Genomic DNA, 15,036 nt, shown 5'->3' on the forward strand with positions numbered 1-15,036 from the left:
TTGCCACAGAACAGACATGTGTTTCCTCAATCGGTAGCGATGCGGATGGCGGCGTCCGCGTCCAGGACGCGCTGACGGGTGGTGTCCGCGTCCGGCCCGGTCGCGATGACGTGTCCGGCACGGTCCCAGGAGGATGCCCACGGCCGGACCTCCTGGCCGGCCTCGACGTCCACCTCCGCGACCTGGACGCCGGGCAACTCCTGTGCCGTGTCCAGGCCGGCGACCTCCGTCACGGTGCCCGGCTCGGCGGCCAGGAACCGGATCGCCGAGGTCTGCTGCGCCGATCGGGGCAGTGTGACGGGTCGGTCGGCAAGCAGGTCGATGAGCGTGAGCCTGATCCGTGTGCCGTAGGCCAGGTCGATGAGGTCGATCAGGTAGTCGCCGGGGCAGCGGCCGGCGCATTCGACCAGCGTCGGGCCCGACTCGGTCAGGATCCACTCCGCGTGCAGGATGCCCGTCTGGAAGCCGATGGCGGCGACCAGGGCCCGCATGGCCGTCTCGAACGCGGTCTGCGTGTCCCGGTCGAGCGGAGCAGGCAGGAGATGGCCGAGCTCGACCGGATACGGCCCCGGGATGACGGTCTTGGCCGTGGTGTTCTCGAAGATGATCTCGCCCCGACGTACCAGCGCCTCGACGCTGTACTCGGGACCTTGCAGGCGTTCCTCGGCGAGGAAGCGCCACGCCAGCTGCCGGTCGGGCACCTGCTCGTACTCGGCGGCGGACGAGGTCCGCTCCCATGCCTGTGCCGCGGTGGCGGCGTCGACCGTGTCCAGCAGCTGCACGCCCACACTCGCCTGCCGGTTGGCCGGCTTGACCACCACCGGACCGTCGCCGGCGAACTCGAGGATGTCAGCGGGCCCGTGCACCTCGCGCCAGCGTGGATTGCGTACGCCGCCGGCTCCGGAGACCTCGCGCAGGCGGACCTTGTCCCGCAGCGCGTGCGCGGCTGTTTCGGTCGCGCCCGGCAGCCCGAGCTTCTCGGCCAGTGCGGCCGTTGCCGGCACTGCGTACTCCAGACCCGGGACGACGGCGGCCACCGGGCGTGTGGCCGTCAGTTCGGCCGCCAGGTCGAGGGCCTCGGCCGACTGCTGGTAGCTCGCCGGGACGATGCGGTCCAGGCAGTCGAAGCGTGCCGCTGCGTCCTGCAGGTCCCGCTTGCGGATGATGTCGGGTTCCTCGATCACCACGACCGACCCGCTGGGGACGCTCCCGTCGATCGCGCGCAGGTAGGCCGCGTTGTAGCCGACGAACACCACCTGTGCGTCGGTGGCGGGGGTGGTCATGGCGACCTCCTGGTTGTGGGTAGGAACCGCTGCATGGTCACTGCCTTTCTTCGGGGGTGGGGGGACTCGTGACCGACGGTGCTCATCGGGGTGTCCCGAGCGCTCCGGCGCGACCGTCCGCTCGTACAGGGGTGTTGTCGATGACGACCTCGATGGCGGTGAGCACCTCCGCGCAACGGGCCCGGGCCTCCTCGGCGGAGGCACCGGAGACGATGACGTGCCCGTGCCGGCTCTTGGAGTCGCGGACCGCCGACACGGTGTCGCCCGGGCTCAGCCGGAGGCTCAGCTCGTCGACGTGTCCGAGTCGGGCGGCTGCCTCGAGGCCACGGATCTCGTCGACGCGGCCGGGCGGGAAGGTGAAGAACCGTACGATCGCCGTCGCCGTCGGCTCGGCGGGCTCGACGGGCCTGTCCGCCAGGGCGGCGAAGATCGCCTGCTCGATGTCCAGTCCGGTGGCCAACTCGACCAGGCGTGGTATCCGGTCACCGCCGAGACGGGCCTGCGATTCGACGATGCGCGGGCCGCGCTCCGTCCAGATCACCTCGGTGTGCGCCGGGCCGAACCGGTACCCGCATGCCGTGAGGAACTCCGTGGTGAGTTCCTCGACGGCCCGTCGGCGGTCCTGCGGCAGCGGCGCCGGATGGACGTGCCCCACCTCCACGAACAGCGGCGGGGGTCCCAGCAGCTTCTCGGTGATGCCGATGACCTGGTGCCGGCCGTCCCTGCTCAGCGTCTCCACGCTGTACTCGGAACCCCGCAGATACTCCTCGACCAGGAACGGGCCGTCGTAGCCGTACTGGTCGACGAGTGCGGTCCAGGCCGCCCGGTCCTGCGCTTCCTGCCACAGGAACACGCCTCGGCTGCCGGCGAGCGCGGCCGGCTTGACCACGGCCGGATAGCCGATCCGGTCGACCGCGTCCGGCACCTCCTGCCGTGTCGGTGCCGCCTCGAAGGACACCGGGGACAGCCCGCGCCGAGCGAGCAGCTCACGCATCGCATGCTTGTCGGCGAGCACGCGGATGGCCGCGGCCGGGTTGAGCTCGGCATGCAGGTCCTCGGCCACCTCGTAGGCGGTGACCATCGTTTCTTCCCTGCCGATGTGGTAGATCGCCGTGGCGCGGTGCTCCTGGGCCACGGCGTGGAGAGTGCGGCGCAGCAGCTCCGTGTCCCGGAAGTCGGCGGACACGTACAGGTCCGCCAGTGCGCGCACGTCGTCGAGATACTCCGGCGACTCCAGCCGGGGGTCCCAGATCGCACCGACCCAGAACCCCTTGGCCTGTGCCTTCCGCACGAACTGCCGGTACGGCATCACCATCAGCAGACGGGGCCGGACATCGGTGGCTGCGGACGCCGTCACCGGGCACCGCCGCTGTCGGCAGTTCCGGCCGGTACCGGCTCCGCCTCGCGGCCGAGCAGGCTCAGATACCGCTCACCGGTGTCGGGCAGCAGAGTCACGATACGCCGGCCCCGGTACTCGGGACGTGCGGCCAGGACACCCGACGCGTGGACGACAGCACCGGCCGAGACACCGACCATCAGGCCGGTGCGCAGCGCGAGCTGCCGGGTGGTGGCCAGTGCGTCCGCGTCGGAGACCGCGATCACCTCGTCGATGAGGTTCCGTTCCGTGGTGGGCGCGATGAAGCCGCCGTTGAAGCCCGGGATGGTGTGCGTGCCGGGCTCGCCGCCGGACAACAGCGGTGATCCCGCCGGTTCCACCGCCACGATCCGGACCGCGGGGTGGCTCTCGCGCAGGTACCGCCCCGCGCCGCTGAGCGTGCCGCCGGTGCCCACTCCGCAGACGAAGACGTCGATCCGCCCGTCGGCGTCGTTCCAGATCTCCGGGCCGGTGGTCTCGTAGTGCGCCCGCGTGTTGTCCGGGTTGTCGTGCTGGCAGCAGAACCACGACCCGGGGGTCTGCCGGTGGAGTTCCTCAGCCTTGTCGACCGCCGCCTGGTAACCGCCCGTGTGCGGGGTCCGTACCACCTCGGAGCCGAGCGTCCGGAGCATGGCCACCCGCTCCTGGGTGGCGTTGTCCGGCAGCACGATGACGCAGCGGTAACCGCGGGCCGCCGCCAGCGCGGCCAGCGAGATGCCGGTGTTGCCCGAGGTCGCCTCGATCACGGTGCCGTCACCCGGGGTGAGCAGCCCCCGCTCCTCGGCGCCGCGCAGCATCGACAGCGCGGCCCGGTCCTTGCTGCTGGACCAGGGGTTGAACAGCTCCAGCTTCGCCAGCACCTCGGCGTCGCCCGGGACGCCGTCCACGATGCGGTGAACCGGCAGCCGCAGCAGCGGTGTACCGCCGATCAGGTCGACCAGGGAGTCCGCGATCGGGCGCCGGGCGACCGGCTCGGTCCGGATGCTGATCTCCTGCACGGCGGCCTCCGCGGTGCGCGCCGCGAGCTCGGCGCTCTCGGCCACCACGAGCACATGACCGGCGCGGTCGCCGTTGCGGCGCAACTCCCGCACCACGGAGCCCGGCTTGGGTTTGACGACGACCTCCTCGACGCCGGGCAGTGCGGCAGCCCGCTGCCGGCCGCTGACCGACACGACTCGGCCGGGCCGCGCGGTCAGGTAGCGGATGGCGGCGCCGCCGACCGGCCGCTCGGGCAGAACCCGGGCCGGCAGCGGCTGCCCGAGGTACTGCCGCGCCACCAGCTCCAGGGACCGGATGCCGAGAGCCCGATCGACAAGGTAGGTGATCTTGCCGCCGGCGGGCCTCGGGTTGATCTCGATGAGCTTGGGCCCGGACTCTGTCACCTTGATCTCGACGTGGGCCATGCCCAGGTCGAACCCGACGGCGCGGAGCGCTTCCACGGCCAGGTCGCCGCAGGCGCGCACGACCGACTCGGGCAGGCTGGAGGGGAAGCTGTGGGCCAGCTCGACGAAGTAGCCCTGGCCGGTGACCGACTTGTCGGTCACCCCGAACACCTCGTACCGGTCGCCGTCCGCCAGAACCTCCACACTGACCTCGGGACCGCTCAGGTACTCCTCGACCATCAGCTCGTGGTAGCGGGCCTGGCCCCGGGTGTTCTCCGCCCGGGACTGGATCAGCGCGACATGCTCGGCGGCCTGCGCCGCGGTCTCCACCAGCCGGACGTCGGCGCTGCTGGTCTCGTCGGCGGGCTTCACCACGCAGGGCAGGCCGATCTCCGCCGCGGCCGCCGCGGCCTCGGCGGGGTCCTCCACGGTGCGGAACGCCGGTATCGCGACGCCGAGTTCGGCGCAGCGACGGCGCATCAACGCCTTGTTGCGTGCGGTCGTGACACCGTCGACGCTGACCGTGGGGAGCCCGAGGTGGACCGCCACCTCGGCGGCCACGACCACGTCGTACTCCGCCAGGGTCAGGAACGCGTCGAAGGGATGCTCGGCCGCGGCCGCGTGCACATGCGGCAGTAGCTCCTCGAAGATGTTCGTCTCGCAGTGGACGATCTCGTCGACGTAGTTGTCGAAGTAGGCCGGGCCGCCCGGCACTTCCAGGTACCGGTCCAGGTCGCGAGTGAAGAAAGTGACACGGCAGTCGAGTTCCTTGATGATCTGCAGGCCTTCGAAGCCGGATCCGGAGAGGTTGCTCTCCACGACACCGACGTGAATCATCTCTGCCTCCGATGGCATGCCGACACGGGTCGGCTGGAACGAGAAACGACGAGCGAGGGACGTAACCGGGCGGGCCGTCACCAGCACCCGGAGGTGGCCAGCGCGCGCAGCAACTGGTCCGCCTCCTCGCGATCCGCGGCCGACAGCCGCGGCACGACCTCGGCCGCGGGGGCCATCACCCGGGCGCCTGGCGGCACATCGCCCAGTACGAGCGAACCGGCGCCGATCAACGCGTCGTCGCCGACGGTGACCGGACCGAGCACGATCGCGTTGGTGCCGAGCACCACCCGGTTACCGACGACCGGATGCCGGCGGGCACCGGGCTCGCGCCGCCCGTCCCGCCACCAGCCGACCGCGCCCAGCGTGACCTGATGGAAGATCGTGACGTCGTCGCCGACCTCGGCCGTCTCCCCGATGACCACCGCGGCCCCGTGATCGATGAACACGCGCCGACCCAGCGTCGCGCCCGGATGGATTTCTATGCCGCCGGTCACCGCGCGCGCCAGGTAGGCCAGGATCCGGGCGAGTTGACGGTGCCCACGGGTGTAGAGGACATGTGCCAGCCGGTGGGTCCACAGCGCCGGCAGCGCGGGATGCAGCAGCGCTTCCGCGCGGGTGCGGATCGACGGGTCTCGCGCGACGATCACGGAGAGGTCTTCCCTCGCCCTGATGATCATCCTACGCATGCGATCCTCCGTAATGTCATGTCCTGGTTTTCCGTTGGCACGGTCGAATGCGATGGCCGACCTCAGTAGTTCGGGGCCTTGACCAGGTTTCCGTTGCCTTTGACGATCTCCGGTATGTACACCCGCTCGGTCCAGGCGTCCTGGGTCACCGGTTCGAGGGCGATCGACACCGCACCTTCGTCGACGGAGAAAGCGGTCCGTACCGCGCTGGTGATCGCGTCGACGAGGGCTGAAATCTGATCGGCTGCGAGGTTGTTGGGGAAATGCTTGATGCTGACGTGAGGCACTCCGATGGCCTTTCTGGGGAGTCGTGCGGCCTGAAGGGCGGCGACGAGTTCGTCTATTCCGTTCGCGCGCAGCAGTTCGTAGTGATCAGCCCCGAGTTGGCTGATCCTGAGGGGTGTGCTCGACAGCGTGTGGCCGGAGTCGATGAAGGAGTCCTGGTCGCCGTTGGCCCGAAACACCGTGATCGGCGCCGCGACGTTGCGCTCGGCCAGTTCGTGGGGGGCGTACTCGAACAGAAAGGTCCGCCGCACCACGCCGACGATCCGGCGCACCAATTCACGCTCCAGGTGCTCGAACCGACCGCAGACGAATGCGATGAAGGAGTCCTCGTCGTGGGTCGCGGCCACGCAAGCGTCGACCGCCGACTGCTCGAGGTTTCCGGCGAACACCGAATACAGAATCGAGACGAAGGTGCTGTCGGTGAAGCTGACCGACGCCTCGGTGGGCGCTGCGTCGCGGATTTCCACGGGTGGCTTGCCCGGCGCGATCAGGATCACTTCGTCGACCCGCTCGCCCGCACGCTCCAGCTGATGGGCCGCCTCGAACGCGACCCGGGCCCCGAAGGAGTAACCCCACAGGGTGTACGGGCCGACCGGTTGGACCTGCCGGATGAGTTCGATGTCCTTGGCGACCGTCTCGTCGAACGTCGGGTAGGCGCTCTCGCCCGCGTTGATGCCGCACGCCTGGACACCGAGGAACGGCCGGTCCAGCTCCAGCCTGCCGGCCAGCAGCCGCAGGCTCATCGGGTAGCCGCCCAGCCCGGGCCAGCAGAAGACCGGCCGTCCGCCGGATCCGGCACGCAGCCGCACGAGCCGGGGCAGCGCGGTCGCGGGCTCACGATCGACGCGTCTGGCCAGCTCGGCGATGGTCGGCGCGTCGAACAGCACCTGGAGCGGCAGGGAACTGCCCAGCTCCCGGTTGATCCGGCCGACCAGGTTGACCGCGGTCAGTGAGTGGCCCCCGGCGGCGAAGAAGTTGTCCCGGATCGAGACCCGTTCCTGCCTGAGCACCTTTTGCCACAGCGCGGCGATGGCTTCCTCTGTCGGCGTCCGCGGGGGCACGACCGGCGCGTCGGTGCCGTCCACCGCGACCTTGTCCAGCTCGCGCAGGGCCTGGTGGTCGATCTTCCCGTTCGGGGTGAGCGGGAAGGAATCCAGCACCGTGACCCGGTTGGGCACCATGTACGCAGGCAGGGATTCGGCGAGGTTGTCCTTGACGATCTCGGCCGGCCCCCGCATGTGGACGGAGTCCTCCTTCATACCTTCGCTGAGCCGCTGCTCGGCACTGATACGGCCGCCGACGGCGAAGTACGAGGCGGTATCAGACCCGAGCTTGAGGATGTCCGCGATGCGCCGGGCCGACGGCAGGGGATTGCCGCTCTCCGAGCTGTAGCCGGACGACATCAACCCCAGATCGAGGCCGTTCATCTGGAGGCGCTGCAGTTCCCTGCCGAGATCGACGTAGCGCTGCCAGGCTCCGGGCGCACGGCCGATCAGGCTGATCCCGAAGCTCGCGCGGTCGTAGACCTCCTGGTTGATGGCGATGACATCCTGCCTACGGATCAGGTCCTCGGACACGCGCATCAGCTCGGCGCCGACATACCGGTACTGGCCGCAGTCCAGATCGGCGATCCGGTCGGGATGGGCCTGCACGTACAGATCGACCGGGCTGTCGACGGCCGGGGACGCGGCCGTCTCCACCTCGTACGTGCCCAGGTAGTAGTCCTCGTCCGGGCAGCGCAGGACGTCTTTGACCTCGGGTGCCCCCGCGCGGGCGGTGATCCGCAGTCCGTACTCGGGGAGGACATGGTCGAAGAGGCCCACCATGTGGCCGGCTTCGAAGTGGAGGACTTCCCGGATGTTGTTTCGGTAGACAGGCTCGATGGCAGACCGGCGCCCGATGAAGTGGACGCGCAGCCTCGGCGTGCCGAGTGGCGCGGGACTGATCAGCGCGAGCTGGTGGTTGATCGGGTGGTGGTAGTAGTAGCCCGGTTCGAGGCCGGCGATGCCGGACAGCTCCAGGTACAGCTGCGTGGCGTACAACGAGCCGGGGGAGGCGTACCCGTATTTCGGCAGCAGCCGTTCGCGACTGGTGAACTGCCCGAAATAGCGTAGGAGTGCGCCGAGTTCGGACAGCGTCAGGGTTGCGGGGTCCCGGGGCGCGGCCGGTTGCTGTGTCGGCTGGGCCAGTAGGCCGATGATGTCGGCCCGGGTGACCTCGCCCCCTTCGTAGAATCGGTACGTCTTGCGGGCGAACACCGTGCGCCGCTGCCGGGGCGTCGCGGAGCGTCCCGGCAGCTCGACGACCGGCACTCCGTCGACCTGGCGGACACCCAGGTTCGCCAGCTGCGCCTTGAGTTGCAGCCTGCTCTGCTTCGACTGATGGTGGGCGCCGTGGTTGCCCTGATCCATCAACGCAGCCCGATGAGGGTCGAGCTCGATGAAGGCGATGAGATTGGCGCCGATTCTGGTGTCGTCCCGGACCAGGACGGCGGCGCGCTTCACCCAGTCATGTTTTTCGATGGACACCTTGATCTCGTCCGGCTCGACCCGAAAGCCGCGCAGCTTGACCTGACTGTCGGTACGGCCGAGGAACTGCACGGTGCCGTCGTCGTTCCATCGGGCCAGGTCGCCGGTGCGGTACAAACGGGCCGATGCGGGATCGGTGGAGAACGGGTTGGGAATGAACCGTTCGGCGGTCAGCTCGGGCCTGTTCAGGTACCCGCGGGCGAGTTGACGTCCCGCGATGTGGAGTTCACCCGACTCACCTGGTGCGACAGGACGGCGGGCGGCGTCGAGGATGTGGAAACTCATGCCCCGGACCGGCCGGCCGATGGAGATGTGATCAGGACTGTGCTCAACGGTCCTGCGGTCCACGGTGTGGGCCGACGCGTTGATGGTGCACTCGCTCGGGCCGTACAGGTTGACCAGTTCCACATCTGGCAACGCGTCGAGCAGCTCGATCGCCAGATTCCTGGTGAGCGCCTCACCGCCGCTGAAGAGGTGGGTGAGCGAGGTGCAGTCGGAGAGCCGTCCGGTGTCGACGAGCGCCTGCAACAGTGTGGGCACGCCCTGAAGGGTGGTTACCCCATGCGCCACGATCAGGTCGATGAGCCCTCCGGGGTCGGCGTAGAGGCCCGGTTCGCTCATCACCACGCTGCTGCCACAGGCCGGTGCGAGGATCTCCCACTGGGCCGCATCGAAACTCAGTGGCGTCTTCTGCAGTACTGTCCTGCGCTCGTCCAACCCTTGTTCGTCGGTCAGCCAGCGCATCTGGCTGACGATGCTGTGCTGTTCGATGCCGATGCCCTTCGGGTTGCCCGTGCTCCCCGAGGTGTAGATGACGTACGCGAGGCTGTCGCCCTGCACAGGCGCCGGGGCCGACACAGCGGCGGCCACGGTGTCCGGCTCGGCTTCCGGGAGAGCTCGCGCCTGGGCGACTGTGACGATCTTCGTTCCCGGTGGTGTCATCGCGGCCAGGCGGGAAACCAAAGACTCGTGCGTCAGGACGACCTTGGTTTGTGAGTCCGCGACCATGTAGCGCACACGCTCATCCGGATACTCCGGCGACAGGGGCAGGTAAGCGGCACCCGCGTGCAGGACGCCCCAGACACTCACCATGAGGTCGACGGACGGCTCCATGAAGATGCCGACCAGTTCGTTCGTCGCCGCACCGAGTTGCCGCAGGTGGTCAGCCATGCTCCTGCTGCGCTCACTGAGCTGCTGAAAGGTCAGCCGCTCCGCGCCACAGGAGACGGCTGTCCGGTCGGGCTGGGCGAGGGTGGCCGCGCGCAGCATGTCTGACAGGGACAATTCCTCGGACCCCGTTAGTTTCGCCATCATCCTTCGAACCTGGAAGTCGTCAATTTGAGGTCGACGCGCGTAACACACCCGCGAAAGCAGGCATTGGGTAAGCGCGATCGATGATCAGCTTCGTTCTAGAAGGAAGCCGTCGGAAAACATGCGACATTCACGTGAGCGGTCGCTGTGAAAACCTGCCGGAACCATACGGGCCAGGCCGGCGGTCAATGCGTCTCCGTACATCGCCCACAGGGATTCTGCGCTCCATCAAAGGCTGGTACAGACACGCCTTTTACGCCTCCCCCGGCCAATCCATGTACTCGTGGCGATCTTGCACCTTCCCCTCGGGGGCGGTGCTGAGTGGGTCAAAACAAGTCAGTCACTCGGTGATTGCTCGGAACGTACACGATGGAGATGACCGACGCGAGCTTGAGAAACAGACTCACTCGCCCCTTTTGGGAGTAATCGTCACTGCAAGGATCTCGGCCACGCCGGGAGGGTCGAAGCGTTGCGGGGTGCAAATAGGGGGACGTTGCTCCGGTTATTCGCCATCGGTGTGATGCTGAGGATCCTTCATCCGGCCGGTATTGCAACGGCCTGGTCCATGACAGTCAAGGGGAGCCGGCCGGCCACCCCCGATGGAGGCGCGAATCGTTGTGCCATCTGCTGTAGTGAATGCTGTACACAGCCAGTTCCCCGTTGCCGCCGGCCGATGAAGCCGAGCCCTTAAAGAAGCGTTCACGGAGTTGCAACGGTGGTCGCTACGTGGGCAGTTGAGATCGCCTCACCAGTAACCGAAGCCCTCTGTGGGTGAGTACGGGCCGGGTGAGGAGAGAGCCGACCGGCGCGACGGCTACCGCCCGCGCGCGAGGGACACGCCTGCGGGGACTTGTGACTCCACCATCCTCAGCCTGGCCGCCACCGCCCACCTTCCCGGCTTTGCCCCCGCCGCTAGGCACCGACCAGGCGGCTCAGGGCGGTGCGGTCGAGAACGATGCAGACCACGGCGATGCGACGCCTGACTCCTTGTTCGGCCGCTGTTGCGGACTTTCCGGCCCTGACCCTGCTGGCGAACTGGTCGAAGTGCTACGGGCAGGAGACAGGAGCCCGGTGACGGTACTTCGCGGCGACAGAATCCGCGGGGGAAGCCGCAAGTCTCTGCGTGCCGGTGTCCACCACGGGATCCCGTGTCCCGATCGTTCGGCCCGCCCAAACGGCATCGCCGAAGGGGACGTCACCCGTCCGTTCCGCGATGTCTTCGGGCGGCTGTTCGCCGATGACGAATACGGCCAGACCCTCCAGCGGGTATCGCAGGCCGGTAGAACGCTGCGATCGAAGGCCCGGTCGCCGACCGGCTGGAAAGAGCTGGCCCTCGGTCACTCGGTCCCCGCGAGCAACATTCGCAACAGGCCGGCCAGCTGATCGGCCTGTGCGTCATCGAGACTCGACAGAACCTCCGTCTGGACGATGGAACCGGCACCGACCCCCTCGTCGACTAGCTTCAACCCCTCCTCCGTCAGGGTCACTTGAAGGCCTCGACGGTCGCGCGGGTCGGGGGAGCGGCGCAGCAGACCCGCCCGTTCCAACTTGTCCAGGCGTCCTGTCATGCCTCCCGTGGTGAGCATCAGCGTCGCCGAGAGCTGGCGGGGGGAGAGGGTGTACGGCTCGCTGGCGCGGCGCAGGGTCGCCAGGACGTCGAACTCGCCGCGCGAGAGGCCGAATCGGGCGTACACCTTGTCCATCCGGTCACCCATCGCATGCGCGACCCGGAAGACGCGGCCGAAGACCTCCATCGCTGTGATGTCCAGGTCGGGCCGTGCGGTCGCCCACTGATTCATGATGGTGTCGACCGGGTCCTTCTGCCGCTGAGCCGGGTCCTTACGCTGCGGAGGGCGTGCACTCATCGGGTCTTACCTTTCAGTCGTGGGTCTGATCTGGTCATTCGTAAGATCGGAGGACCCAGGGGCTCCGGGTATGGCTGTCATCTGGGTGCCGTACGACGGCTTGAGAGACATGGCCGCCCGGGGCCCCGCGACGACTCGACTGCCAATTGGGATTTGCGACGTTGATCGCTTCTGTAAGACCACGTCGGCGAGGTCGTCTGCGGGATCGTGAGGGTCGACGAAGCGGCGGAGGTGACCGGTGCCCGAGATCTGGGCGGGGCTGGATATCGGCAAGACCCACCATCATGCGGTGGTGATCGACACGGAAGGCAAGCGGCTGCTGTCGCGCCGTGTGCGCAACGACGAGACCGAGTTGCTGACGCTGATCGGGGACGTCCTGGAGATATCCGACGACGTGCTGTGGGCTCTCGACCTCAACCGGGGCGTCGCCGCACTGCTGATCGGTCTCCTGCTCAACCACGACCAGCCCGTCGCTTACCTCAGCGGGTTCGCCGTCCACCGTGCGTCGGGCACCTACCGGGGCGAGGGAAAGACGGACGCGAAGGACGCCTTCGTCATTGCCGACCAAGCGCGGGTCCGCCGCCATGTCGGGCTGCTGAGGCCCGGGGACGAGATCGCTGTTGACCTCCGCATCCTGACATCCCGGCGCCTGGACGTGGTCTTCGACCGCACCCGGCAGATCAATCGCCTGCGGGCTCAACTGTTGGAGATCTTCCCCGCCCTGGAGCGGTCGCTGGACCTCACCAACCACGGCCCGGTCATGCTGCTGACCGGATACCAGACCCCAGCCGCGATCCGTCGCGCAGGCGCCAAGCGGATCGAGACGTGGCTGAAGAACCGCAAGGTCCGCGGCGCCGCCGCGCTCGCCAAGACCGCCGTGGAGGCGGCCGAGGCCCAGCACACGGCACTGCCCGGCGAGAGGCTGGCCGCCGCGATGGCCCTCCGCCTCGCGAAGGGGGTGATAGCCCTCGATGAGGAAATCGCCGAACTCGACGCCTTCATCGAGGCCCGGTTTCGCGAGCATCCACACGCCGAGGTGATCATCAGTATGCCCGGCATGGGTCCACGTCTGGCTGCCGAGTTCATCGCCGCCACCGGTGGAGACATGGCTTCCTTCGGCACCGCCGACCGCCTGGCCGGCTTCGCCGGCCTCGCCCCGCAGCCCCGTGACTCCGGCACGGTCAGCGGCAACCTGCGGCGGCCTCGCCGCTACCACCGCGGACTGCTGCGGAGCATGTACTTGGCTGCCCAGGTGAGTCTGCGGTGCTGTCCGGCATCGCGCGCCTTCTACGACCGGAAGAGAAGCGAAGGCAAGGGGCACAAGCAAGCGGTGCTGGCCCTCGCGCGTCGAAGGCTGAACGTCTTGTGGGCCATGCTCCGTGACGGAGTGTGCTACCAAGCCACACCACCTGTCACGGCAGCGGCTTGACTTCAACATTGGGATGTCTCTCCTTTGTGGATACCCCCGGCTTCAGTCGGGGGAGTAAACGAAGTTCCTGCGGAGCAGGGCAGGAGACGTCGGTTCGCCGCCAGGGCGGACCGGCGCCTGCCGCTCACCGGCCGACGCCCGTCGCTCGCATGGGAGTTGATAGGTTGTGGGGTATGGCGCGGCAGGTCAAGCGGGCGTTCAGGTACCGCTTCTACCCCACGGGCGAGCAGGCGGCGGAGCTGTCGCGTACGTTCGGCTGTGTCCGCCTGGTGTACAACAAGGCGTTGGAGGAGCGGACCCGGGCCTGGTACGGCGAGCAGCGCCGGATCTCCTATGTGCAGTCGTCCGCCGCGCTGACGGAGTGGAAGAAGACCGAGGAGCTGGCCTTCCTGACGGAGGTGTCCTCCGTTCCGCTGCAGCAGGCGCTGCGCCATCTGCAGACGGCGTTCGCCCACTTCTTCGCCAAGCGGGCGAAGTACCCCCGGTTCAAGAGCCGGAAGAAGTCCCGTGCGTCGGCCGAGTACACCCGCAGCGCCTTCACGTGGCGCGAGGGGCGACTGACGCTGGCGAAGATGGCGGAGCCTTTGGACATCCGCTGGTCGCGTCCGCTGCCTGAGGGTGCGGTACCGACCACGGTGAGCGTGTCCCGGGATGCGGCGGGCCGCTGGTTCGTGTCCCTGCTGTGCGAGGACACCATCACGCCCGCGCTCGCCACCGCGAACACGGTCGGCCTGGACGCCGGGATCACCTCGCTGGTGACCCTGTCCACGGGGGAGAAGATCACCAACCCGCGGCACGAACGCCAAGACCGGGCCCGCCTGACCCGCGCCCAGCGGGAGCTGTCGCGCAAGGTCAAGGGCTCTGCGAACCGGGCCAAGGCCCGCAGGAAGGTTGCCCGCATCCACGCGCGGATCGTCGATCGGCGCCGGGACTTCCTGCACAAGCTGACCTCGCGCATCGTCCACGAGAACCAAGTGGTCGTGATCGAGGACCTGACCGTCCGCAACCTGCTGAAGAACGGGCGCCTGGCGCGTGCCATTTCGGATGCGGCCTGGACGGACCTGCGCATGATGCTGGAGTACAAGTGTGCCTGGTACGGGCGCGACCTCGTCGTGATCGACCGCTTCTTCCCGAGCTCGAAGCTGTGCGGGGCCTGCGGCACGGTCGCGGCGAAGCTGCCGCTGCATGTGCGTGAGTGGACGTGCGAGCACTGCGGTGCGGTGCATGACCGCGATGTGAACGCGGCGCGCAATATCCTGGCCGCCGGGCTGGCGGCGTCTGCCTGTGGAGACGGTGTAAGACCTCAACGGGAGTCCTCCCGGACGGGGCGGTCGTCGGTGAAGCAGGAACCCCAGCGGGCGACCGCTGGAATCCCCCGCCTTTAGGCAGGGGAGGAAGTCAAGGGGCGAGTATCGGCGGCGAGGTGGTCGCCCGCAAGAAAGTAGCTTGACGGGAAGTGGATCATGGCCAATCTACTTTCCGTCGATCTACTTCGAATGATGCCTCCCATGTCTCCCCGGGGCGGCAGCCGCGCAAGGTGCGGCAGCGGGCGCCGCCCCCCTCGGTCTGCAGGTACAGAGTCGGACCCGCACCGGGGCCATCTGAGGAACCGCCGCGCTCGAAGACGATCTTCTGGCCAGCCTCAAGGGCCACCCCCCAGGCGGGTCCCGGCCCGGGGCAGCGGGCGGGTGGCCAGGTCCGTACAGGCGCACGGTAGGTGCGCGGCAGCCATCGCGGTCTTCACTGTCTGTATCTGTTCGGGCGTTACCTTGCCCAGCGGGTTGAAGGCGTGACGATGCGCCAGCGCATGCACGGCGAGTTGGAGAGAAGTACGGACGAAAGCCTCCTGCGTGGCCTCCCGACCGGCGGATGGGCCCGCTGGTCATCGCCGAGTATCGCCTGTGTCTGCCCCGCCAGGACGCCGAGAGCCCACGGGCTGCCGGCTCGGATTCGGAGGGTTCCGCCCTACTTCCCGGCGCGCGGCGTGGGCGGCCCTGAGCCTCCTGCCAGTCTCCGCTCGCCGATATCCGCGACGAGGACGACTGACCCGCGTCC

The 15,036-nt window shown here is 68.3% G+C and carries 8 protein-coding genes and 1 pseudogene; 2 read left to right on the top strand and 7 right to left on the bottom strand.

Annotated features, from left to right (window positions below):
- Positions 1 to 26: 26 nt before the first annotated feature.
- The 7 genes and pseudogenes from ACFY1U_RS33620 to ACFY1U_RS33650 form a co-directional block, all read right to left on the bottom strand.
- Positions 27 to 1,283 carry an ATP-grasp domain-containing protein gene (locus ACFY1U_RS33620; RefSeq protein ID WP_390697924.1) on the bottom strand — a complete coding sequence of 419 codons (1,257 nt, stop codon included), beginning with the start codon at positions 1,281 to 1,283 and terminating at the stop codon, positions 27 to 29.
- Between the two features lie 82 nt (positions 1,284 to 1,365).
- The gene (locus tag ACFY1U_RS33625; RefSeq protein ID WP_390697925.1) at positions 1,366 to 2,640 is read right to left on the bottom strand and encodes an ATP-grasp domain-containing protein; all 1,275 of its coding nucleotides are present in this window, start codon (positions 2,638 to 2,640) and stop codon (positions 1,366 to 1,368) included.
- Positions 2,637 to 3,935: a pyridoxal-phosphate dependent enzyme gene (locus ACFY1U_RS33630; protein ID WP_390698062.1), complete on the bottom strand. Its 1,299-nt coding sequence runs from the start codon at positions 3,933 to 3,935 to the stop codon at positions 2,637 to 2,639. The genes ACFY1U_RS33625 and ACFY1U_RS33630 overlap by 4 nt, the downstream gene beginning before the upstream one ends.
- Positions 3,924 to 4,895: pseudogene (locus ACFY1U_RS33635) on the bottom strand (acetyl-CoA carboxylase biotin carboxylase subunit family protein); the annotation flags it as partial. The gene ACFY1U_RS33630 and the pseudogene ACFY1U_RS33635, both read right to left, overlap by 12 nt.
- Before the next feature lie 59 nt (positions 4,896 to 4,954).
- Positions 4,955 to 5,563 carry a serine O-acetyltransferase EpsC gene (epsC, locus tag ACFY1U_RS33640; RefSeq protein WP_390697926.1) on the bottom strand — a complete coding sequence of 203 codons (609 nt, stop codon included), beginning with the start codon at positions 5,561 to 5,563 and terminating at the stop codon, positions 4,955 to 4,957.
- 62 nt (positions 5,564 to 5,625) lie between these two features.
- On the bottom strand, positions 5,626 to 9,660 hold the full coding sequence (locus tag ACFY1U_RS33645) for an amino acid adenylation domain-containing protein (RefSeq protein ID WP_390697927.1): 4,035 nt from the start codon (positions 9,658 to 9,660) through the stop codon (positions 5,626 to 5,628).
- 1,364 nt (positions 9,661 to 11,024) lie between these two features.
- On the bottom strand, positions 11,025 to 11,552 hold the full coding sequence (locus tag ACFY1U_RS33650; protein WP_390697928.1) for a MarR family winged helix-turn-helix transcriptional regulator: 528 nt from the start codon (positions 11,550 to 11,552) through the stop codon (positions 11,025 to 11,027).
- A gap of 238 nt (positions 11,553 to 11,790) precedes the next feature.
- On the opposite strand from ACFY1U_RS33650, the gene ACFY1U_RS33655 reads away from it, so the two are divergent.
- Together ACFY1U_RS33655 and ACFY1U_RS33660 are read left to right on the top strand one after the other, a co-directional pair.
- Positions 11,791 to 12,981, top strand: a complete 1,191-nt coding sequence (locus ACFY1U_RS33655; protein ID WP_390697929.1) for an IS110 family transposase — start codon at positions 11,791 to 11,793, stop codon at positions 12,979 to 12,981.
- Between the two features lie 173 nt (positions 12,982 to 13,154).
- Positions 13,155 to 14,366, top strand: coding sequence for an RNA-guided endonuclease InsQ/TnpB family protein (locus ACFY1U_RS33660; RefSeq protein WP_390697930.1), 1,212 nt, complete (start codon positions 13,155 to 13,157; stop codon positions 14,364 to 14,366).
- Positions 14,367 to 15,036 lie beyond the last annotated feature (670 nt).

The sequence above is a fragment of the Streptomyces sp. NPDC001351 genome, from assembly GCF_042896045.1.
Classification (GTDB): domain Bacteria; phylum Actinomycetota; class Actinomycetes; order Streptomycetales; family Streptomycetaceae; genus Streptomyces.